This window comes from Clostridium sp. JN-9, assembly GCF_004103695.1.
Taxonomy (GTDB): domain Bacteria; phylum Bacillota; class Clostridia; order Clostridiales; family Clostridiaceae; genus JN-9.
The window spans coordinates 1,182,394-1,206,025 of sequence record NZ_CP035280.1 but is presented as its reverse complement, the minus strand read 5'-3'; the positions used below and the strand labels follow the sequence as shown (position 1 = coordinate 1,206,025).

21 protein-coding genes and 1 pseudogene are annotated in these 23,632 nt (G+C 31.9%); 8 read left to right on the top strand and 14 right to left on the bottom strand.

Features of this window, described 5'->3' with window-relative positions:
- Positions 1–25: 25 nt before the first annotated feature.
- Entirely contained in the window at positions 26–1,705 is a 1,680-nt protein-coding gene (locus EQM05_RS05725; protein ID WP_128749146.1) for an ABC transporter ATP-binding protein, read from the bottom strand.
- Between the two features lie 267 nt (positions 1,706–1,972).
- Here EQM05_RS05725 and EQM05_RS05720 point away from each other — a divergent pair, with 267 nt between their 5' ends.
- Positions 1,973–2,203: a DUF3892 domain-containing protein gene (locus EQM05_RS05720; RefSeq protein ID WP_128749145.1), complete on the top strand. Its 231-nt coding sequence runs from the start codon at positions 1,973–1,975 to the stop codon at positions 2,201–2,203.
- A 264-nt stretch (positions 2,204–2,467) separates the two neighbouring features.
- Here the strand turns inward: EQM05_RS05720 and EQM05_RS15700 are convergent, their stop codons facing one another.
- The 3 genes from EQM05_RS15700 to EQM05_RS05710 form a co-directional block, all read right to left on the bottom strand.
- Entirely contained in the window at positions 2,468–2,608 is a 141-nt protein-coding gene (locus EQM05_RS15700; RefSeq protein WP_164917209.1) for a hypothetical protein, read from the bottom strand.
- A 183-nt stretch (positions 2,609–2,791) separates the two neighbouring features.
- Entirely contained in the window at positions 2,792–3,586 is a 795-nt protein-coding gene (locus EQM05_RS05715; RefSeq protein WP_128749144.1) for an ABC transporter permease subunit, read from the bottom strand.
- Entirely contained in the window at positions 3,579–4,496 is a 918-nt protein-coding gene (locus EQM05_RS05710; RefSeq protein ID WP_128749143.1) for an ABC transporter ATP-binding protein, read from the bottom strand. The genes EQM05_RS05715 and EQM05_RS05710 overlap by 8 nt, the downstream gene beginning before the upstream one ends.
- Before the next feature lie 252 nt (positions 4,497–4,748).
- Here EQM05_RS05710 and EQM05_RS05705 point away from each other — a divergent pair, with 252 nt between their 5' ends.
- Complete coding sequence (locus tag EQM05_RS05705; RefSeq protein WP_128749142.1) at positions 4,749–6,668, top strand: oligopeptide transporter, OPT family; 1,920 nt, start codon at positions 4,749–4,751, stop codon at positions 6,666–6,668.
- A gap of 88 nt (positions 6,669–6,756) precedes the next feature.
- On the opposite strand, the gene EQM05_RS05700 is transcribed toward EQM05_RS05705, so the two are convergent.
- The gene (locus EQM05_RS05700) at positions 6,757–9,162 is read right to left on the bottom strand and encodes a glycyl radical protein (RefSeq protein WP_128749141.1); all 2,406 of its coding nucleotides are present in this window, start codon (positions 9,160–9,162) and stop codon (positions 6,757–6,759) included.
- 111 nt (positions 9,163–9,273) lie between these two features.
- Positions 9,274–10,026 carry a DeoR/GlpR family DNA-binding transcription regulator gene (locus EQM05_RS05695; protein ID WP_128749140.1) on the bottom strand — a complete coding sequence of 251 codons (753 nt, stop codon included), beginning with the start codon at positions 10,024–10,026 and terminating at the stop codon, positions 9,274–9,276.
- A 151-nt stretch (positions 10,027–10,177) separates the two neighbouring features.
- On the opposite strand from EQM05_RS05695, the gene EQM05_RS05690 reads away from it, so the two are divergent.
- The 6 genes from EQM05_RS05690 to EQM05_RS05665 all read left to right on the top strand — a co-directional run bounded on the left by EQM05_RS05690 (position 10,178) and on the right by EQM05_RS05665 (position 17,745).
- Complete coding sequence (locus EQM05_RS05690) at positions 10,178–10,969, top strand: glycyl-radical enzyme activating protein (RefSeq protein ID WP_128749139.1); 792 nt, start codon at positions 10,178–10,180, stop codon at positions 10,967–10,969.
- 103 nt (positions 10,970–11,072) lie between these two features.
- Positions 11,073–11,768, top strand: coding sequence for an FTR1 family protein (locus EQM05_RS05685; RefSeq protein WP_164917208.1), 696 nt, complete (start codon positions 11,073–11,075; stop codon positions 11,766–11,768).
- A 106-nt stretch (positions 11,769–11,874) separates the two neighbouring features.
- On the top strand, positions 11,875–13,503 hold the full coding sequence (locus EQM05_RS05680) for an IS1182 family transposase (RefSeq protein WP_128748411.1): 1,629 nt from the start codon (positions 11,875–11,877) through the stop codon (positions 13,501–13,503).
- 610 nt (positions 13,504–14,113) lie between these two features.
- Positions 14,114–14,698 carry a cupin domain-containing protein gene (locus tag EQM05_RS05675; RefSeq protein WP_243108163.1) on the top strand — a complete coding sequence of 195 codons (585 nt, stop codon included), beginning with the start codon at positions 14,114–14,116 and terminating at the stop codon, positions 14,696–14,698.
- A 272-nt stretch (positions 14,699–14,970) separates the two neighbouring features.
- The gene (locus tag EQM05_RS05670) at positions 14,971–16,242 is read left to right on the top strand and encodes a helix-turn-helix transcriptional regulator (protein ID WP_128749136.1); all 1,272 of its coding nucleotides are present in this window, start codon (positions 14,971–14,973) and stop codon (positions 16,240–16,242) included.
- A 267-nt stretch (positions 16,243–16,509) separates the two neighbouring features.
- Positions 16,510–17,745 (top strand): MFS transporter, encoded by a 1,236-nt coding sequence (locus EQM05_RS05665; protein ID WP_164917207.1) that lies wholly within the window; start codon positions 16,510–16,512, stop codon positions 17,743–17,745.
- Between the two features lie 29 nt (positions 17,746–17,774).
- On the opposite strand, the gene EQM05_RS05660 is transcribed toward EQM05_RS05665, so the two are convergent.
- From EQM05_RS05660 to EQM05_RS05625, 8 genes and pseudogenes are all read right to left on the bottom strand, one after another.
- Entirely contained in the window at positions 17,775–18,365 is a 591-nt protein-coding gene (locus tag EQM05_RS05660; protein WP_128749134.1) for an undecaprenyl-diphosphatase, read from the bottom strand.
- A 96-nt stretch (positions 18,366–18,461) separates the two neighbouring features.
- On the bottom strand, positions 18,462–19,682 hold the full coding sequence (locus EQM05_RS05655) for an Nramp family divalent metal transporter (RefSeq protein ID WP_243108161.1): 1,221 nt from the start codon (positions 19,680–19,682) through the stop codon (positions 18,462–18,464).
- A 234-nt stretch (positions 19,683–19,916) separates the two neighbouring features.
- Complete coding sequence (locus tag EQM05_RS05650; RefSeq protein ID WP_128749132.1) at positions 19,917–20,063, bottom strand: aspartyl-phosphate phosphatase Spo0E family protein; 147 nt, start codon at positions 20,061–20,063, stop codon at positions 19,917–19,919.
- Between the two features lie 105 nt (positions 20,064–20,168).
- A complete protein-coding gene (locus tag EQM05_RS05645; protein ID WP_128749131.1) occupies positions 20,169–20,750 on the bottom strand; it encodes a class I SAM-dependent methyltransferase in 582 nt (193 codons plus the stop codon).
- Positions 20,751–20,850: 100 nt separating this feature from the next.
- A pseudogene (locus EQM05_RS05640) lies at positions 20,851–21,108 on the bottom strand (arsenate reductase ArsC); the annotation flags it as partial.
- A gap of 5 nt (positions 21,109–21,113) precedes the next feature.
- Positions 21,114–22,859 (bottom strand): arsenical pump-driving ATPase, encoded by a 1,746-nt coding sequence (arsA, locus tag EQM05_RS05635; RefSeq protein WP_128749130.1) that lies wholly within the window; start codon positions 22,857–22,859, stop codon positions 21,114–21,116.
- Positions 22,860–22,884: 25 nt separating this feature from the next.
- Entirely contained in the window at positions 22,885–23,253 is a 369-nt protein-coding gene (arsD, locus tag EQM05_RS05630; RefSeq protein ID WP_128749129.1) for an arsenite efflux transporter metallochaperone ArsD, read from the bottom strand.
- Between the two features lie 14 nt (positions 23,254–23,267).
- The gene (locus EQM05_RS05625; RefSeq protein WP_128749128.1) at positions 23,268–23,591 is read right to left on the bottom strand and encodes a metalloregulator ArsR/SmtB family transcription factor; all 324 of its coding nucleotides are present in this window, start codon (positions 23,589–23,591) and stop codon (positions 23,268–23,270) included.
- Between the last annotated feature and the right edge of the window lie 41 nt (positions 23,592–23,632).

Sequence of the window (23,632 nt, the reverse complement as noted above, 5' to 3'; positions counted from 1 at the left end):
AGGTTTAGACAGTTCCTTTGAAAACTTAATATGCCAATAACTTTGTCAACGTTCCATTACATTCTACTAATTCATCAAAGCTGCCTTCTTCTTCTATTTCGCCTTTATCCATGACTATAATTTTATCGTATTTTTTAAGTAAATCGGTATTAAGTTTATGGGTTACAACTATAACAGTAACATCATTCAAATTTAAAATATTGCTTTCAATATCATAGCTGGTTTTGCTGTCTAATGCAGAGCTCATTTCATCTAATATTAATAGTGATGGATTTCTTATTAATCCCCTGGCAATAGCAATTCGCTGCTTTTGTCCACCTGACAGATTATATCCATTTTCTTTGACCATGGTATTCAATCCATTCTTCATTTCTCCAATTGTTTCATCTAAACCGGACTCATTTATAACATATTCAATGTCAGATTTATCAAATTTGCTGCACAATGTTATATTATTTTCAATAGTATCATTAAACATAAATATGTTCTGAGTTATTATAGAAAAGTTTTCTCTCCAGCTGGAGTAGGATATAGTGTTAAGGTTCATATTATTAACAATAATATCTCCTTCATAATTATTGTAGTATTTTGATATAAGTTTTATAAGAGTAGATTTTCCACATCCACTTTCCCCAACTATAGCGTATTTTTTACCTTTTTCGAATTCTAAATTAATATTTTTTAATATTTTATTTGTCCTGGAATATCCAAATGAAACATTATTTAATTTTATACTGGTATGTATTGTATCTATCTTATTGCTGCTATCTTTCACATTGGAATAATCAATAATGCTTGTTATATTACCCCATATGGTTTTTAATGATCTTATTTTATTTGTACATACTGTAAATAAATCCAATGGATCTATTATATAGTTCATAACTTGTGTTACTGTCATCATTGTACCCAGGGTTATGCTTCCACTTATAACCAGATAGCCTCCGAAAAACATAGCTGTAAAGAATGTTGATGATAAAACAAATCCTGTAATATTTTCAATAAAATATTCAACTTTATTATTTGCAAGAAAGGCTTGCTCTAAATTATTATTTTGTATGTTAAAGGAATTTTTTATTTTCTCTTCTATTCCATAATTTTTTATTGTTTCAAATCCAGTTAAGTATTCTTTTGTTTTACTAACAAATGCTGAAAGCTGTGATGAATAATTTGTTTTTACTGTTATCTGCTTTTTTGACATAAGCATTGCAATAAGAAAAGGAATAGTGCTAAGTGATAGTGATATAACCACATACCATACATTAACTCTCCACATGACAATAATTGAAAAAACAAAACATGATAAGCTTCCAACTATTTCTTTAAGGCTTTTAAAAAAGTCATTATTTAGTATATTAATATCATTTGTTAATGATGATAGATATTTAGAGCTATCTTCTTTACCAAAATCCTCTAAGTTTTTATTTAATACACCAGAAAAATAACTCTTTTTTATTAATACTAAAGACTTCTTGGTTAATACACCATAGGAATAATCCCGCAAAAATGAAATTGTAAATTTCAGCACTAAAAATAACGCAGTATAAAAGATAAACATTTTAAATTGTTCAAATTGCTTCAAAGTAATAATATCGAAAATTCTACCAAAAATAAAAGCTTTGATTATTTCAAAAATTGATGATGTTATGATTAAACAAATACTAGTGATAAATAAAATTTTATACTTAATCAAATACTTGTACATTATAACTAACCCCCCCAGATTGTTATGATTCCAAGCAAATTATCAAGGTTCCCCTTGGCAGCCATTAGTTATGAAACAATACAATTATATTTATGTTTCATAATTAATATATTCCATACATGTACGTAAATTCCTTCAAGTTTCAATGTTTTTATAATAAAAATTGTCAACTTTACCTCCATATTTTGTAAGGTAACAAGTACCTTGCATATTATTTAGCATTAAAACGAATAATATAAACATAAAAATATAAATGAGGTGTTATCTATGAGTGATAAATCAAAAATTACAAAGGTAAAGAAGAATTCCCAGGGAGACATAACTGATGTAATGCTTGAAAACGGAAATGTATACTCCATAGACGAGGCAATAATGATGGCAAAGGATGAACTAATTGATGGTGTAAATGTAGCAAAATCAAAAAATGGAAGGGAATATTTAAGAAGCAACCCTAATGGCGATGCTAGTGATAATTTAGACAATAAACCAATTTTCTAGACTTAAAATAAGGGGCTGTCACAAAATATCCAATCCTCAAAGATTTTTGGGACTGCTACGGTGTTTAGATATTTACTTTCTATAGACACATATGGCTCTTTTAAATAATGATGTTGATATGAATAGGACTTCATCAAAAGAACAAAGATTAAATAACAAAGATTAAATAACAAAGATTAGAGAACAGAGAACAAATATTGTTGTTTTGCCTTTGGGCAAAACTACAATTAAAGATTTTCTGCCGAGGCAGAAAATCCACATTATTTAGTCTTTAATCTTTGTTCTTTGTTCTTTAGTTTTAGAGGGCAGCCTACCGGCTTTGGATTTTTCAAATCCTTTTTTAACACTAATATTTAACCCGTAATTAGCATCATCTTTAGTTATCAAAACGCATGATTCATTCAATCAATTAGATTTTAAGATTTTCTGCCAAAGCAGAAAATCTACATTATTTGTTTTTTATTCTTTAATCTTTAGTTTCAGCCTTCAATAAAAAATGAGCCTTGCATCAGCAGTTTTAACTGCTAATGCGACAGCCCCTTTTATAATTACTTACATTTACGCCCATGGGTCTGTGACCCTAATATTTCAAATCAGCTTCTCAGGAATAAACCTGGATGAAATTCTCCTTATAAGTATATAATCAAGTATAAAAATAACACCGCCGCTTATAAGCATTGCAAGTGAACTTAATAAAAGTACACCTGTCATTTGACCTACTAACACAAGGATCACCGGAATCACAAGAAGGCCGCTTACCTGCTGTGCCTCCTGGAATGTTTCAGACTTTGCAGATACCATTACAGTAAATATAAGTGATAATAAATTAATGGCAGGAGAAATCCAAAGTATGATTATAAGCCATTTTATATCAGGGAAAATAAGTCCTCCAAAATAAATAAAGCCACCTATATTAAGTATGATTCCAAAAACAATAAATGATATCAAAGTCACAATATAAGATGGCACAAAAACCCCTAGAACCTTAGCCCTAAGCAGCTGCTCCATGGATATTGGTGTATAAAGCAGTGACTCCATGGTTTTATGTTCCTTTTCTCCAACAAAGCTGCTGGCGCCAATAACACCTGAACACATTATTGGAATTATAAGAAAATATGGCGGAAACATAAGGTTAAGCGATATCTTTATCAAAAGCTGGGCAGGAGTATACATAGTGTATTCTGAAGGCAGCTTTTTTAGAAGTGGAGCCATCTTTGTAAATGCACTTGAATCACTTCCAATATACTTAGCACCAATCAATACTGCCAATGGCATTATTACAATTAAAATAATGGGTACAATAGTCATAGGCAGAATAACCCTTTTGGAACTTGTTATTTCATTTATATCTTTATATATCAATGCTTTTTCATTTCTATTCATAATCATTCTCCTTAAGGCCATGTATATACTTAAAATACAACTGTTCAAGGGACCATTTCTGCTGTACAGCCTCATAAATTTCTCCCCCGCCTATCACTATACCCTGCATTAAAGAATTAACATCTTTGTCCCCTGAAATGGATTTACTGTATATATTTTTGCCTTCATATATAAATCCAAGTTTTTCAGGAATATCTTTCCCTCTGATTTTTAATGTAAGGCTTGCATTTTTCCTTGCTGCAAGTTCATTAAATGTTCCCAGTCCAAGTATGCTGCCATTATTTATAAAGCCATATAGTGTACAAATATCTTCAGCATATTTTAATTGATGGGTACAAAGAAAAATTGTAACCTGGTTTTCTTCTGCTAATTCTTTTATAAGTTTGGAAACGTTTAGTGCATTTTCCGGATCCAGGCCTGATGTAGGTTCATCAAGAAATAAAATCTGAGGACTGTGTATTAATGCTATTGCCAGGGAAATCCTCTTTCTCATTCCTGTACTAAAGGATTTTACCTTTTTATCCTTTACATCCTGCAGTTCCAGTCTTTTCAATATAAAATCAGTACGCTCTTTAAGTATTTTTTCATCAATTTCATGCATTCTTCCAAAAAAAATTAAGTTTTGCTCTGCCGTTAGATTTTCATAGCAGGAGGAGCTTTCTGTCATAACTCCGCATAATCTATGAATTTCAATATTTTTTCCGCCAACAGGTATGCCTAAAATTTCTGCATGTCCTGAAGTGGCTGAAAGAATTCCATTTAGTATTCTTACTGTGGTTGTTTTTCCTGATCCATTTGGGCCAAGGAAACCAAATATCTCACCTTTGGGTATAGATAAACTTATATCGTTTAAGACATTGGATCTGCCGTCAAAGGATTTTTTTAGATTTTCTATATTTACAGCATTCATTTTTTTCACCTCATAATTTCAAACTTATTATATGATAAAAAGTTCAGAATATAAAGTAAAAATGTCATATTTATATTTATTTCCATGAATCTGGCCACAATATGTAAGGTATTTATGCAAAATTTTATATTTATGAATGAATTTTATCTATTTATAAATTAATTCCTTTATTTATAAAATTATAAAAAATTCGCTTTTGCAAATAGTTGTGTTATAATAATCCCGTTAAAATTATAAAAGGAGGTTTATATTATGCATAATAAACTATCTAAAGATGCATATGGTGGCGTAGCTGGTAAAGACTACGTTCCTTTCATTGCTAGTGGCTCTAAATCTGGCGGAAATGGTGCTGTGTTAATAGTTGGTATTATCTTAGCCGCACTATTTGCAGCGTCTACTGCCTATTCAGGTATGAAAGCAGGGCTTACAGTTGCAGCTGGTATACCTGGTTCCATAATAGGTTCAGTATTTATAGCCATATTTGCTAAACAAAAAGGTATCCTTGGCAAAAATTTAATTCAAGGTATGTCAAGTGGCGGAGAATCCGTTGCCAGTGGTATGATATTTGTTTTACCAGCAGTACTTCTAATAGGTTCAAAAGTTACTTTCTTAGAAGGTTTTGCTGTTGGTGTAGGTGGAGCCTTATTCGGTATAGGAATAGCTTCTCTTATTTACAATTACTTAATGGTTGAAGAACATGGTAAATTAATGTACCCTGAGTCAATGGCTATATCTGAGACACTTGTTGCTTCAGAAGGTGCTGGAGAATCAGTGAAGTACATGGGGATAGGATTTGGAATAGGCGGCGCTATAACTGTTTTAGGCAACTCATTTTTAAATGTAGCTAATAACGTTATAAGCTATGTAAACGAATCCTTCTACAAGTGGAAATTTGAAGTTGAAGCTAATCCTCTATTATTAGGTATAGGATACATAGTTGGTTTAGATGTTTCTTTAACTATGTTTGCTGGTACTATGTTTGCTAACTTTGCTATTATGCCTTTAATAGGCTACTTTGCTTCTCTTGGACAAGGTGGTCCAGCTGTATGGAATGATCCTAATGTTAGTGTAAACGCTATGCAGGTTAAAAATATAGCCGGTAGTTATGTAAAATATATCGGAGCTGGTATGATGCTTTCTGGCGGCTTAATAGGAGCTGTAAAGCTTATCCCTACTATAGTAGCTTCTATAAAGGAAACTATTAATGCCAAGTCTTCATCTTCTGCTGGTAGTTCATCTGCTGAAAATGTAATAATACTTGGAGGTATAATAATAGGATTTATAGGTGGATTCTTAATATCTGGTGGTAATATAGCAATGGCAATAATTGCTTCTATTTTATCATTATTCTTATCACTTTTATTTGTTATAGTTTCTGGTCGTTTAACTGGTACTATAGGAACTTCAAATCTTCCTGTATCAGGTATGACTATAGCTTCTATAGTTATTGTAACATTATTATTCGTTGCAATGGGATGGAAAAGTCCTGAAAACAACAGATCCTTACTCTTATTTGGTACATTTATAGTTACTGCTATATCCGCAGCTGGCGGCTATTGCCAATCACAAAAAGTTACATTCGTAATTGGCGGTGACAAAAATGAAATGCAAAAATACTTTGCTATAGCAAGTGTAGTTGGTGTTGCAGTAGTTACTGCTGTTATATTATTACTCTCAAGCCAGCTTTCTATGACTGGTGATAATGTGCCATTTGCATTACCTCAAGCTAACTTAATGGCAACATTGACTGGTGGTATAATGTCAGGTAAATTACCTTGGGTTATGATAATTGCTGGTGCTGTTATAGGAATTGTTTTATTCTTATTAAAGCTTCCTGTAATGACAATTGCTATAGGATTTTATTTACCAGTATCTACAACTTCTATAATATTAATAGGTGCATTGATTCGTGTATTTGTAGAAAAAGTTTCTAAAACTGAAAAGGAAAAAGAAATTAAAGTTTCTAATGGTATAAGTTTATCATCTGGGCTTGTTGCTGGTGGTTCTATAATAGGACTTGTTGGCATAATACTACAAGTAACAGGTGTTATAAAAGGAGCTGGCCCAAGTGGATTTGCTAATACCAATGGAATGGCATATATAATATTAGCAGTTTTAGTAATAGCTACTATAATACCTATATTAAAAAGTAAAGTAAAAGATGTTGAATAACAATAAGCGGTAGAACACCTGCCTTATCTAAAAGAATCAGCTTCACATCAAACATGCGAAGCTGATTTTTTAATAGAATCCATCTTTGCTATAAAATCTGTTCTGTTCTTTCAATTATATCATCCTGAGTCTGTTTTGATAATACATTAAAGAAGGCGCTATATCCAGCTACCCTCACTATTAAATCTCTGTGCTTTTCAGGATGCTTCTGAGCATCAATTAAGGTATCTCTGGACACTACATTGTACTGTACATGAAATCCTTCAAGGCGGTTAAAGAAAGTTCTTATTAATAAAATTAACTTTTCTCTGTCCTGTTCCTTTGAAAGCATTTGGGGAGTAACCTTTTGATTTAATAATACCCCTCCTGTAATATCATAAGTGGTTAATTTTGAAACTGATTTAAATACTGCTGTAGGGCCGTTTTTATCCATGCCATGGCATGGTGAACATCCTTCTGATAAAGGCTCTCCTGCCTTTCTTCCATCTGGAGTTGCCAAGGTTCCTGCTCCCTGAGGCACATTGGCTGAAATGGAAGATGTTCCTGCATAATAGCAGCCTCCAATTGGGCCCCTGCCATATCTGGTATTTTTATATTTCTTTATTTCATCTATATAAATGTCATATGCCTGCTTTAATAATAAGTCCACATAATCATCATCGTTGCCATATTTAGGTGCATCATTAATTAAAATATCTTTGATTCTTATGCCTTCCTCACCTTGAAAATTATTAACTAAAGCATCCCAGAGCTGTGCAGGAGAAAATCTTTTATCTTCAAATACACATTTCTTTATTGCTGCAAGAGAATCTCCAAGGTTTGCAATACCTACCTGAAGGTCGCTTATAAAGTCATATACTGCACCGCCCTGTTTTATGGTTAATCCTCTTTCAATACAGTCATCAGTTAAGGCTGAACAAAGTACATCTGCTGTAATCTCTTCTATGGCCATGTCCACACAATTGTCTATAATTATGCAATGTCTTGTAAATTCACGTATTATCTTTTTCCATGCCTTCATAACTTCATCAAATGATGTCATATTCTTAAAGTGCCCTGCTCCCTGACAAAGTCTGGTGCCTGATTCAGGGTCAACTCCATCATTTAATGCTATTAATAATGATTTAGGAAAGTTAAGAAAGCTCATGCCAGTGCATCTGTAGCCCCATTTACCTGGAACTGCCACTTCAACACAGCCAATGGCACTGTAATTGTATGCATCCTTTTCATCCACGCCTTTTTCAATAAATGATGGAATTATTACTTCATCATTATTAAATGCAGGCATTCCAAATCCCAGTCTTAATACCTCAACACATTCCTTCATAAAATCATCAGATAATCCCCTGTGATAACGTACTGTCAGATTTGGCTGAGGCAGTCTTGTCTGTGCAACACTTTTTAGAATTAAATAACTTAGAGGATTTACTGCATCCTTTTTATCTGTAGTCTGTCCTCCCACAGTAACATTCTGATATAAAGGACTTCCAGCGCTGAAACGTGTATGTGACCAGCTTCTTATTTTATTTATTGTAAATGTCTTAAGCCAAAGGTTTGTAAGTAATTCAACAGCACTATCTTTAGCAATTCTTCCAAGTGACAAATCTTTTTCATAAAAAATATCTAAATACTGATCCATTCTTCCATAGGAAACCGAATGCCCATTTGATTCAATCTGCAGAACCAGATGGACCATCCATAATGACTGTACTGCTTCCTGAAAAGTTTCTGCAGGATAATATGGAACTTTATTTAATATTCTTTCCATTTCCAGTAATTCTGCTTTTCTTGATGCATTGGACTCCCTTTCTGCCATTTCTTTTGCCAGATCAGCATAACGCTTTGCAAAGGCTGTCACAGCATCAATTACAATTAAAACTGCCCTGTAAAAATAGGATTTATTTAAATTTCTGTAATCTGTAAGATCTAACTTATTTAATTTCTCCTCTGCTCTTTTTCTGTAGTCGATGAGCCCAAGGTTTAAAACATTTTCATAGTTTACAGCTATATGTCCATCCCCTGAGGTAATATTGCCCTCTGCTTTTATAATTCCCAGATCATAAAATACTCTGCTTTCAGCTGGCATTCCTGCAAGCCCTCTGTCTTTTAATGTTTTGTGTTTCCAAAATGGTGCAATTTCTCTTAATGTTTTTTTACTTTCTTCTGTAATATAAAATCTATCTCCATCACGTTTTTCAAATTCATCAAGTTCATCAATAACCCAGTCCATTGCATATTCAGGGAAAATTGGTGCTGAACGGTTAGATGAGGCCTGATTGCCTGCAATTAATGTATCATCTTCAATAAATATACTCATATTTTTTAATATGTTTTCAACACATAATGCTCTGCGCAAAACCATTGGCTTATCAGCATGTTCCATGTAGCTTTCAGTAGTAAGCTTAGCTCTTTCCACACACACCATTGGTTTGGCATTTAATAAGTCCTCACGGAAATTATTCATTCTTTTTGTTAATTCTCCAAAATGATTCATAAATATTCCCCCCCATACAATAATATGCTTTCATATGAAACTAATTTATTTTCCTTCATAACTTAATTATATATGTTATTTATTAAGTGTCAACATTATTGTGTAAATGTATTAATGAACTTCTGCCATGTGCACATGTACTTTTTTACTTTTTAAACTTTCTAACACATCTTCAGGGATATTAATATCAGTAAATATGCAGCTAATTTCCTCTGCTTTAAACTGAGCCACTACTCCACGTTCTTTAAACTTTGATGATTCCGTTAATATTATTATTTTATTGGCACTTTCAGCCATAGCTTTTACAGTTTCTGTACGCATTAAGTTTTTCCCTGTAAACCCTATTTTAGAATTATAACCGTCAGTTCCTATAAACAATTTGTCTACGAAAAATTCTTTAACACACTTTCTTGTAAGGGGACCCACTAAAACCTGTGATTCAGGCTGATAATCCCCACCAAGCAGTACCACTTTAGCATTTCCTTCTCTAATAAAATGGGCAATAAATGTAGAGTTGGTTATAATGGTTACATCCCTTTTATTATATGCAAGCTCCTTAGCAAAAAGAGCACAGGAGGAGCCTGATTCAATCATAACTGTTTCACCGTCACATACAAGCTGGCTTGCCATATGTGCTATTTCAAGCTTTATATCATAATTAAAAGCTAATCTGCTTCTAATATCATCACTGGAAGTCATAACTGCATAGCCATGTTCTCTCTTTAATAACCCTTTTTCTTCTAATATATCAAGATCTTTTCTTATAGTCACCTGAGACACATTCAAAAGTTCTGCAAGTTTACTGACCTCTATACGTTTGTTTTCATTCACAATTTCAAGAAGCTTTGAATATCTGTTTCCCATAGAAACACCTCCAACGTAAATACAATTGTAATTATATCATACTATTCATTTGAAATATACTATAGTTTCATATGCAATTATTTATTTACACTTATAATTTTTCATGTTAACATTAAACTGTAAAAATGAATTGCCATAGGAGATGATATGTATGAACAATATAAAGGCCTGCATTTTTAATATTCAAAAATACAGCATACACGATGGACCTGGTATTAGAACTGTGGTATTTTTTAAAGGCTGTCCATTAAGATGTATGTGGTGCTCAAATCCTGAATCCCAGGATACTAAAATACAAATTTTATGTGATAAAACAAGCTGTTCAGATTCTAATAATTCTCTACCCAAAGAAGCAAAACTTTTAACTGTTAATGAGGTTATGAATGAAGTAATGAAGGATAAAGTTTTTTATGAGGAATCCAATGGCGGAGTTACCTTATCAGGGGGCGAAGTATTAATGCAGCATGAATTTGCTGCCCAGCTTTTAAAGCTATTAAAGGATGAAAATGTTCACACAGCCATTGAAACCACAGGATTTACTTCAAAAGAAATATTTTCAGAATTTATAAAGAATGTAGATTTATTATTATTCGACATAAAACATTATGACAGAGAAAAACATTTTAAAGCAACAAAGGTTTATAATGACCTTATTATTGAAAATTTGAAAACTGCCATAAACATGGGAAAGGAAGTCATTGTACGTATTCCTGTGATTCCAGGTATAAATTCAAGTTTGGAGGATGCTGAGGGGTTCTGCACACTGCTTAATCCTTTAGGTGCTAAAGAAGTGAATCTCCTTCCCTTTCATCAATATGGGCAAAAAAAATATACACTTTTAAATATGCCATATGCTTTTGAAAATGTGCCTCAGCTCCATGAAGAGGATTTATCGGAATATAAAAATATATTTATTGAAAATGGATTTAACTGTTATTTCTAAAATTTAATTTTATAATAAATAAAAATTTATAGCATGTCCAAAATTTCTCTCACCCTTTAGCCTTGTCCATCATAATATGTACAAAGCAAGAGGAGGTGCTAGCATGATAATGTCAATGATAATTACATGCAGAGAATTTTTTGAGATGTTTCTAATACTCGTTCCCCTTGCAGTATATTTATATAAGATCAACCAGAAAAAACTTCTTAGAAATATCTGCACAGGCGGTGCTGTTGGATTAGCTGCAACACTCCTAACAGGTATTGCTGCATATAACACTACAGCGAAACTTAAAGGATATGCAAACAATCTTTTTATGGGATCAACAATGTTATTTTTGTCAGGATTAATTCTTTACAGCCTGGTAATAATTAAAAAGCAGTCAAAAGGTGTACAAGTCTATGATGACACAATGAAAAGTAATTTTACCTCATATGGCTTATTTACTTTAGCCTTTGTAACAATCTTCAGAGAAAGCCTTGAGATACTGATTTTCTTCCTGCCGTTTCTGCACACAAATTTACTGCAAACTATCACCGGGGGAGTTATAGGCTTTAGTATATCTTTAATTGGAGCATTTTTAATATTTAAATCTGCAGCTAAGTTAAACATCAGTATTATATTTACTTTTTTAAATCTGTTTCTTATTTTTATTGGGGCATCCTTATTTGGAGAATCACTTTTAGAATTATTCCCAAGTGTAGGAAATTCCATTGAATTAGCTGGTCAGCTGATCTATGGTATACCAATAGGTTTTTTATTTATAAAAAGTGAACTAAGGAAATATATTAAAAAGTAATATGATCTATGGGGCTGTTGCACTAAAATAATTGGTGCGGCAGCTTTTTTACATAAAAATAAATCTTCCACTCGAAAGAGTGAAAGATTTATAGTAAAATTAACATATGAGAAAATACATTAATTCACACAAAAATTATACTTTATATCGTGGAAATTATCAATTAAAACTTCCATTAAATATTGAGTACATGATTCCCAATAATGATTCAGTGCGTTTGCTAAGTCAATTTGTAGAGGAGATGGATTTAACAGATTTATATTCGACTTATTCCCGAATAAGGGAAAATCAGGCTACGCCACGTCAGATGCTGAAGATTGTACTTTACTCCTATATGAATCATAATTATTCATCAAGAGCAATGGAGCTATCCTGCAAAAGAGATGTAAATTTCATGTACCTTTTAGAAGGTTCACCAGCACCAGATCATTCTACTTTTGCAAGATTTCGTAGTATTCATTTTGCCCCGTGCTCAGAAACAATAATGGCTGAAATGTCAAATTTTCTTTATGAGATTGGAGAAATATCAGGAGATACTATATTTATTGATGGTACAAAGATAGAGGCATGTGCTAACAAGTATACTTTCGTCTGGAAAAAAGCAGTTTCAAAAAACCTGGAGAGATTACTTTCTAAATTAGCTGATTTTGTAGCCGAATGTGAGGAATTGTATGGAATAAAGCTTGTATACGAAAACAAAGTAAAAATGAAACATGTAAAAAAGCTACGCAAAAAGCTTTACGCCTTGAAAAAGGAAGAAAATATTGAATTTGTACATGGATGTGGTAAAAGGAAAACTCCTATTCAACGTTCTATTGAAAAACTTGAGGAATACCTTAGAAAGTTAAAAGAATATACACAGAAAATCCATACCTGCGGTAAACGTAATAGCTATTCCAAGACAGATAAAGATGCAACCTTTATGAGGATGAAAGAGGATGCTATGAAAAATGGTCAGTTAAAACCAGGTTACAATGTTCAGAATGGAGTAGATTCCCAATATATAGTATGGGTTACTGTTTGCGATAAGCCTGGGGACACAACAACATTGATTCCATTTATAAAAAGCATGGAGAATTCCTTGTACTTTAAGTATTTTAAAATTGATGCGGATTCAGGTTACGAGAGTGAAGAAAATTATCTTTATATCAAAGAAAATGGACAGCTATCATATATTAAACCAGCAAATTATGAAATATCAAAAACAAGAAAATATAAACATGATATAAGCAGAATAGAAAACATGGATTATACTGAATTGGGCGATTATTATACTTGCAAAAATAATAAGAAACTAACAGTAAATAAAATAGTAAAAAGGAAAAGTAAGACTGGCTATATAAGTGAAAAAACAATCTATACTTGTGAGGACTGCAGTAACTGTGTTTACAAGAGTAAATGCATAAGAGGACATAACTGTAAAACGCCATTAGAAGAAAGGGTTAAAAATCTTGAGACTTCAAAACTATTCAACATGCTTCGCAAAGAGGATCTTGAAAGAATTATAAGTGATGATGGTTGCGAGTTGAGAATGAATCGAAGTATTCAAGCCGAAGGCTCTTTTGGAGAGATAAAACAGGATATGGGATTTCGTAGATATCTATGCAAAGGTAAAAAGAATGTTTTGGCAGAAAGTATTTTGTTAGCAATGGCACATAATATAAATAAGCTACATAATAAAATTCAGTTAGATAGAACTGAAACGCATCTTTTTCCACTTAAAAAAGGTGCATAATTATCAAACTTTAAAATTTTAAAAACTCTGCAAATCAAAAAAAGCCTTAATATGAAAGGCTTATTAAAGTGCGTCTTTTTTTAATTATCAAGCTCATTGGGGACTAAAATATCATTAAATTTTCTATAAAACACAAAAAAAATGCTGCCGCGTTAGCATATTTTTTTATGCTAATGCGACAGCCCCATTTTTTTAAATAAGTCACATAAAGAATTGCGATGCAATTTTACGGTTAAAAGTTAAAGGTTAAGAGTTAAGAGTTAAAGGTTAAGAGTTAAAAGTTAAGGTAAGTTTTCCTCCTTACGTCGTAAAACTAATTTATTTTTAGGCTTGTTTTGCTAAAGCAAAACATTGCCAACTTGTATAAATTAAAGATTTTACGTAGTGTAACGGAGAAAAATCATCAATAACTATGAACTTCCCACTCATAACTTTTAACTGTAAGAGTTTTGCATCACAGTATTCCTTTACTGTGTCACAATAATTAAGTATTGTGCATATAATAATATGGTAAATCTTTGAAAGGAATGAGCAGTTAAATATGTATAATGCTTATAACGCATGTCCATGTCCATATTTTATGGATATGACAAAACACCGCCCTAAAACTATGTATAATGCTTATCCATGTCCTTACTTCACTAACATGCAAATGTATAGCCCAAGCTATATGAATAATCAGTATGACCCAGGCTGTATGAATCAGTATATGCCTTATACTGATGGAATGAGATATGATTTAATGTCTAATGCCATGCCATACTCACAAAAACAGCCTCCAATTGAACTTCAGGATTTTGGGCCTTACCCCTATGTGGTAAATATTAATGAGGCTGCTAAGCAAAACAATACTTTCCGTACAGCTTTATGGACAGGGAAACATCTTCAGGTTACATTAATGAGCATAAATGTGGGTGATGACATAGGACTGGAGATCCATCCAAATGTTGATCAATTCATACGTGTTGAAGATGGTCAGGGTCTTGTAAGAATGGGAAAAAATAAAGACAGACTTGATTTTCAGGCAAATGTATCAGATGAATTTGCAATTATGATACCTTCTGGTACATGGCACAATGTTATAAATACCGGAAATATCCCGCTTAAGGTATACTCCATATATGCTCCTCCTCAGCATCCACATGGTACAATCCATGAAACTAAGGCAGATGCAGAGGCAGAGGCACGGGAGTAATAAGACATCATTCATAATATGCAATAAAATATTAAACAGCTGTTGTGATAAAACCAATTTATCACAACAGCTGTTTTTATATATTAATTAAAAAACTCAGAAATGTTGTTGCATATTTTGTAATATACTATATACTAAAATATATGTATATATCTATTAAAATTGCATTATATAAATAATCTATTTAGTTTATTATATAACACTTTTCTTAAATGCTTGTTACATGATAAAATTGCTTGTTTTAATATTTAATATAAAAAAGATAGGTGATTATGGTGAAGTTTTTAACTCCAAACCAAAAGGTTAGAGAAACAAGAAAATATTTAAAAATGAAGCAGCAAGACCTGCAGGATGAAAATATTACTCGTGGGCTTATCAGCATGATTGAAACTAGCCAAAGAACGTTAACTAAGGATACTGCTGCAAAAATAGCAGAAAAATTTAATAAAAAAGCTAAAGAACTGAATCTAAAATTTGAAATTGACAGCCAGTATTTATTGAGATCACCTGCTGAGGATGCTGAATTATATTGCTTAAAAAAGCTTGAAACTTTAAACGTTAATGATATTTCAAAAGAAATTTTTCAGATAGCAGCTGAATTTAAACTGCAAAATGTTAAAGCTGAATTATATAATAAAATGGCAGATTCTTGTTTCGATAAGAAAGATTATAATGAAGCCTTTACTAATTATAATAATGCCTTATCTATCTATATGGACATCAATAACAATGAGATGATTCCTTGTCTATACTGGAGAATAGGACTTTGCAAAGCAGATGCTTTTCAGTATGAGGATGCTTTGACATTTTTTAACCTAAGCAAAAATTATTCAATAATGTACAAAGATAAAAAGATACAGCAATTTATATTATATGATATAGCGCTGTGTTATAAAAAAATCGGGAAGTTTCAAAATGCAATAGATAATGTTGATAAGTTCCTGCTTATGTCAAATAAAAATAACAATTTATACTTCTATGCAAATATTCTAAAAGCAAATTGCTATGAAGCTATTGGAAAATATGATACAGCTATTTGTATTTATAACTCATTAATTAAAGATATTTCAAAAGCAGAAAGTCCTATATTATTATCAATATATAACAATTTAGGTTTACTTTACATTGATAAAAATAATCTAAAAACCAGTCTGGACTATTTTGAAAAAGCTGAAGAGATTGGAAATGCCGCAGATAAACCAAATTTATGCCACACACTTATTGAAAAATCAGAGCTTTTTATTAAAAGTTCTAATTATGAAGAAGCTATTAAAACAGTCGAGAAAGGCTTAAAAGATGCAGAGAAATATTCGGATTATGAATACTTATTGAAAGGCAATTATACATTGGCACATATATATGAAGATACAAATGACATTTCAAACTTAAAAAAAGTTTACTTCAAAATTGCTGGTTTATTAAAGGATAAAAATAACACAAATGAACTTATCTCCATATATATTAAGCTGTCAATAATATTCTTAAATGAAAACGATAATGAAAATGCAATGCAGTGTCTAAAATTGTCACAAACTTATTTATAAATAAGTTACGCTTTCACGCATAATCTTATACATGAAAATAAATTTTTTATGAAAATGCACTCTATATTTAAGTAAATATCCCTATCTGTATGCAATAACTAGGCTCAAGTCTATAAAAAGGCTTGGGTCCTTTTATTTATAAAAATGTATAAAATATTTTCAATTAAGTGTAACATAACATTATATATCGTGTTGCACTTATAAAGGAAAGTGTTATAATTAAAAATGTAGATACCAATAATAAACATATAAATTAGGAGAAGTATGATGAATTTTTATATTTTAAAAAAGAAAAATTTCTCATTATTAATGACAGGAAAATTATTATCTCTTGTAGGAACTGAAATGCAAAGCTTTGCACTATCTTTGTATGTATTGAAGATTACAGGATCTGCTACTAAATTTGCATCTGTATTGGCAGTTACAATAATCCCGCAAATTGTTCTAGGCCCTTTTGCTGGAGTTTTAGTAGACTGGTTTAATCGTAAAAAAATGATTATTTATTTAGATTTACTTAATGGACTTATTTTGCTGCCTTATGTATATATATATTATGCTTATAGCAGCATATCATTAACCTCTATATATATCCTTGTAATAATGCTTGCCATAATATCAGTATTTTATAATCCAGCCCTGAACACAATAATACCAACCATTATAGAAAAGGATTATTTAGTAGATGCAAATGGCATAAATTCTTTAATAATGAATATAGGTAATATAATTGCTCCTCTTATTGCTGGGGTTCTATTTGGATTTTATGGATTATCCATAATACTAATTATAAATGCCTTTAGTTTTATAATGTCAGCAGTGTGCGAAATGTTTTTAAACATACCAACTGCTAATCAAAAGCCTGAAAGCATCAGCCTAAAAGTATTTTTTAATGACTTCTTGGAAGGACTGAAATTCATAAAAAATAAAGATATATTACTTGTAATCATTATATTAGGAGCCCTTGTTAACTTCGCTTATAGTCCCATATTTTCTGTTGGAATAACTTATATTTCAAAACAAATATTAAAAGTGACAGATTACCAATATGGTATTCTACAATCATTTTTTATAATTTCTATGGTGTTTGCACCATTTCTTTGCAGCTCAGTATCAAAAAAGTTAACACTTGGTAAAATCCTATTCTTTGACATTTTTATAAATTCTATATTAATAGCTATTATGGCCTTATTTGTTGACTTAAGATTAATTTGGGGAAATTTTTCTTCATTTATTAGTTTACTGATTATAGGGTTTATGATTCAACTAATAACTGGAATTGGAAACATTGCTTTAAGTACAATGATTCAAAAAGAAATACCTTTAAATTTATTAGGAAGGATTAATTCAGCAATAAGCATGGGACTTATGATTGCAGTACCTTTAGGTCAAATAGTGTTCGGTGTATTGTTTGATAAATTACCAGCTGATATATGTCTGATAATATCTGCTTTCATATTATTCATAAGTATATTATTATTAAGGAAAAAACTTACTTCTTATTAATACTCCTTATAATAGAAAAAGCCTATATATTATTTACTATATAGACTTTCTTTCATAAAATTTAATTTACCAATTAATAACTTTTCTATTTTTAAGTAAAGAATTTCTACTTTATCTTTCAATATCAGATTATATAAATAGCTTGTGATAAACACTATAATATATGCACCAATTACATCTGAAGGATAATGATGTCCAACATATACCCTTGAAAAGCCTACAATTATTGAAAGTATTGCCATTAGTATTCCAAGCATTTTATTGTATTTTCCAAGGCCTAAGGCAATACTCATAGTTCCTGTGGCATGATCACTTGGAAATGATGCGTCTTTTGAATGAGGCATAAGCAAATTTACCTTATTATGAACAAAAGGTCTATCTACATAATATATGCTTCCTGCAATGAAGGCTATAAATAAATTAATTACCGTAAGCACAAAAGTATTTACAGAGGCTTTTCTGTATTCTTCATTATTCTTAATTACACCTAAAATAAAAATTAAAGCTGTAACTGCCATAAATATATATGGCACATATTTTGAAAAGAAAATCATTATGCTGTCTAAGGCTGCATTTTTATTTGCTAAATTATTTATTAATCTAAAAAACTCCATGTTCATTTTAAACTGTCCTTTCTCTTTTTATGTTTACATAATATACGGCTAACATTAAAATCACATTAGAAATTTCTTAGAATTTTATTAAAATAATTTTATTTATATATTACCTTTAAATGTCAAATACAGCAAAACTGCATTCATACCTATAATCACAACTGCAATGAGCCATCCCAAAAACTTAACAAAGGGCTTGTTAACAAAATCCCCCATTAAGTCTTTTCTGCAGGTGATTTTCAGCATTGAGATTATTGCAACAGGAAGCACAAAACTTAAACATACCTGACTTATCAATAATGCCTTCATTGGGTTTACACCTGCCGCAATAACAATTACTCCTGGCAGCATTGTTATTATTCTTCTCATATTTAAAGGAATTTTAATATCCACAAATCCATCCATAATTGTCTCTCCTGCCATTGCACCTACTGTAGATGAGGAAAACCCTGATGCCAAAAGTGCTGCCCCGAAAGCCCCGCTTGAAAGAGAACCCAAAAGAGGCTCCAATGACCTGTGTGCCTGCTCAATGGAATCCACAGCCATACCTCTGCTGTAAAATACAGAAGCTGACACTACAACCATAGCTGCATTCACTATGAAAGCAATGTTCATGGCAACAAACACGTCTATTTTTTCCATATGCAGATACTTTTTCTTTTCCTCCAGTGAAAGTCCTATATTACGGGACTGCACCAATTGTGAATGGAGGTATATAACATGAGGCATTACAGTAGCCCCTAACATACCAACAGCTATGAGCACAGCCTCACCATTTGGAAGTGATGGTATAAGCGTATGAACAGCAACCTGCTGCCAGTCAGGTTTTGCAAAAATAAGCTCTATTGTATAGGCTACGCAAATCACTGCAATAAGTAAAGTAATGACAATCTCAACAATTCTCTGCCCATATTTCTGGAGATAGGTTATAAAAAAAGTTACTATTGCTGTCAGTACTGCTGAATACAGTAAAGGTATACCAAGCAGCAGATAAAAGCCCAACACGCCTCCTAGGAATTCAGCCATTGTAGTAGCCATTGCCGCAAGTGTTGCCACTATATAAAAGAACCAGTTGGCTCCCTTTGAAAATACTTCTCTGCACATTTGAGTTAAGTTTTTATCCGTGGCAATTCCAAGTTTTGCTGACATTATCTGAAGAAATATAGCCATTAGGTTACTCCACAAAATAACCCAAACAAGATCATAATTAAATTTTGACCCGCCGCTGATATTAGTAGCAAAGTTACCTGGATCAATATATGCAACACTTACCACAAATGCAGGCCCCAGAAATGCTGATAAATTTTTCAATTTACCAACTATGCCAAAAGTATTTCTTACATTACTGTAACTTTTGGGTTTCTCTATGACTCTTTCGCTATTCACTAAATATCCACCTTCCTTAATACATTGTTCATGCAGACTAAGATTTTTAGTCTAGACTAAGTTTTATTACATGATATAATTATGAAAATAACATTAGAAAGGTTACACATACGGAAATTTTTAGTGAATAAAAAAAATAACCCTTTTGGGTTATTATACTTTGCAGAATAATTATATGCTTATTGTGCTTTTGTAGTATGAATATATAAGCTTGTCCAATCTTTGACTTAGTTCCACTACCTTGTCAGAATGTAAACACTCAGCCTCTTCCGTTAACATATTTAGTTCCTTCCTTAGCATCTCAATTTCCTCTTTCATCCCTGAATACCTCACTCCAAAAAATTACGTATTTAAACAACAATTGTTATTATAGTACAATAATGTTATTTTTACAACATCATAAATTGTTAAAAAATTTTAAGTTTAATCCTTAGTCTTTTGTGCCGTTATCCCATAAAGATTTTCAGATATATCCAATATGGATATATCTGAAAATCCAAGTATATCTAACAATTTTATTATCTCTAATTTATCTAACCTATGTTCAATTGGAGGCCCATCCTTGCTATTAATTTTTTTCCATTCTATAATAGCAATTTTACCTTTAGGACTTATAATCTTTTTTACATTTTCTAAGAATTTATCCAATTGTTCAGTTTCATGCAATATAACACTTAAGAATGCATAAGTTATTGTTTCTTCTTCTAACTTCAAATCATTTTCTTCAGTCAATACAGTTTTTATATTACTACAATTGTTTTCTTTCGCTTTTATTTCAACCTGACAAAGCATTTCAGGCAAAATATCAAGTGCAAAAATCTTACCATTATTACCTACTATTTTAGATGCCGGAATGCTGAAATATCCAATTCCACAGCCAATATCGGCCATTATATCTCCTTCATGTAACCCCAGACTAGTAAGAGTTTTTTCTGGTGACAGCATCTTCCTTCTTCTTTCAGTATCAAGTTCATCCTTATTCTTTGAATCAAACTTATGTGCCATTATTTTATTTCTCCTTAATTAAATTGCAACTTAAGACTATGCATCCTTATTTTCATCAATTGCATTTATCATTTCCTTTAATGATGGGTATTCACCATATTTAATGTCCTTTCAAATCTATTTCATTATTTTTGATTCTTATGGTCAGATCTTTAACCTTTTCTTCAATTAATTTTGCAGTTTTAATAAATTCTTCATGGCTTTTACCTGTTGGATCATCCAATCCCCAGTCTTCTGTATACTTTGCAGTTAAAACTGGGCATACTACATTACAGCCCATTTTAACTGCTATATCAATCTTAGGCAAATCATCAATTAATTTTGGTTTTTGAGATTCATTCATATCCACATTATATAATTCTTCTACTTTATTAAATCATTAAGCTTTTCTCCCCTAATCTCTTCTGCCATCCATTTTATAACTACAAAATTGCCTTTTGATATTTCTTTAACTTTGTTAATCCACTGAACTTCGCTGCTGGCCTTTGCATGAAGCACCTGATTTGTTGTATTTGCTGCATAAAAGCTTGAATTTATTACCCACCATTTACTGCGAATTCCTGCCCTGTCAAGGTCCTTTTGTAATCTCTCAGCTTCGAAAACAGGGGTAGTTTCAGCCAGTGTTACAATTATAACCTCTGTTTCATTTTCATCTCTCAGCCTAGGTAAAAGCTTTCTTGCGGATTCAGGCACATCACCCTGTGTACGCTGAATTTCCTTGTTATAGCTTTGAGTTGAGTCTAAAAGAAGTAATGTATGTCCTGTTGGTGCAGTGTCAATGACTACCACCTGATCTTCTGATTTTTCAACTATTTCAGCAAAAGCTCTGAACACTGCAATTTCCTGTGTACATGGGGATCTTAAGTCTTCTTCCACATATGCAATATCTTCCTCACTCATGGTTTCCCTTGATTTGCTTAATACTTCTTCTCTGTACTTTTCAAGTTCTTTCTTTTCATCTATATGACTTAATGTAATGCCATGGCCTTCATTTAGCACAAACTTTAAATGTGCAGCAGGGTCAGTGGTGGTCAAATGAACCTTTTCACCTTTTTTGGCCAGCCCTAAAGCAATTGCTGCAGCAATAGTTGTTTTTCCAACTCCGCCTTTGCCCATGGTGAATATTACTTTTTTATGATTTTTATATAAATCCTCTATAATATCTTTCAATTTAGGCATATTATTTGAATTTAACTGTTCCTCATCAAACTTTACATGATTATCCTTCAAAAATGCTCTTACATTTTCCAATCCTGTTACATTGTAAGGCCTTAGTGGAATTTCAAAGGTTTCAATATTTTTAATTCCTTCTGGTATATGCTTTAATGCTGCCTGCTGTTTATGAAAAATAGCATCAGACAGCTTATCATCATGCTGCTGAAGTACTCCATTTATTATTAAAATCTGATTATTGATTCCTATATCCTGAAGCTCCTTTGAAGCTCTTTCAGCTTCCTTTAATGGTGATATCTCAGGCCTTGATACAAGTATAAGTGTAGTTTTTTCTTTATCAGACAAATTAATCACTGCACTTTTATACATACCCTTTTTATCTTCCAGGCCTGAAAGCTGCCCTAAACAGGATGCACCATGAGTGCTTTCATTTATAAAATTACTCCAGGCTGATGGCAGCTGAAGCATCCTTAGAGTATGACCTGTTGGAGCTGTATCAAATATAATATTATCGTATTTAGAAGCAGTGTTTTCATCTGTAATAAAAGTGGAAAATTCATTAAATGCAGCAATCTCAACTGTACATGAGCCTGACAGCTGTTCCTCCATATTTTTTAAAACGGATTCAGGCAGCTTGCCCTTATATGGTCCTATAACACTTTCCCTGTATTCTGCAGCTGCTTTTTCAGGGTCAAGATTTGCAACTATTAAATTAGGCACTCCATTTATAGGAATTCCCTTATTGTTTAAGTCAGTATTAAAAACATCCTGAAGATTTGAAGCAGGATCTGTGCTGACAAGCAGTACCTTTTTTCCTGCATCAGCTAAACTTACTGCCACTGCACAGGCTGTGGAGGTCTTTCCAACTCCGCCTTTTCCTGTGAAGAACAGGTATTTTGTTAAGTTTAAATCACTTACATTGAAATTTTTAAACATTATATCCCTCTTTTCTAATTTATCATTAACAGCAGCCATCCCCACAGCAGCCCTTAGAAGGCTTTTTTATAGTAACTTTTGTATAATCCTCAGGTATTCCAAGGAATCTACTAAACTCTTCATTAGTGGGATAAGTTTTTGTTTTAACCACTTCACCATCCACCATAGTAATAGGAAGTATATCCGCTCCATATTTATTTAACATCTCATTGACTATTTTATTATCCAAATACACCTGTGGACTTGTGGCAAGATTATGCCTTTCAATTATTATTCCTTTATTTTTAAGATTGTTTATTAAGGTTGAAACCCTTATCAGGTTTTTATCTACTGATGGTCCGCATACTCCTGTTGAGCAGCACATAGCTGGATCAAAAATAACCATTTTCTTCATAATATATCTCTCCTTTATTTATTATTACATTTTGATTTATCTTTACAGATGCATTCATCTGTATCTGTCACAATACTCATAAGAAATAATATTAATTTATTACAGTTAGTAGTGTTAAGTGAATAATTGCTCCATAATCCTTCTTTTGTACAATTAACCAATCCGCAGTCCATAAGCACCTTCATGTGATGTGAGAGTGTAGGCTGTGTAAAGTCAAAATGCTGAAGTATTTCGCAGGCACATTTTTCTCCACAGGATAATATATCAATTATCTTTAACCTGTTTGCATCAGATAATGCCTTGATTATTTTAGAGTTTTCTTCATACCCTGAGTTCATGTAACCACCTCTTATATAGATACTTGTCTATATATAATATA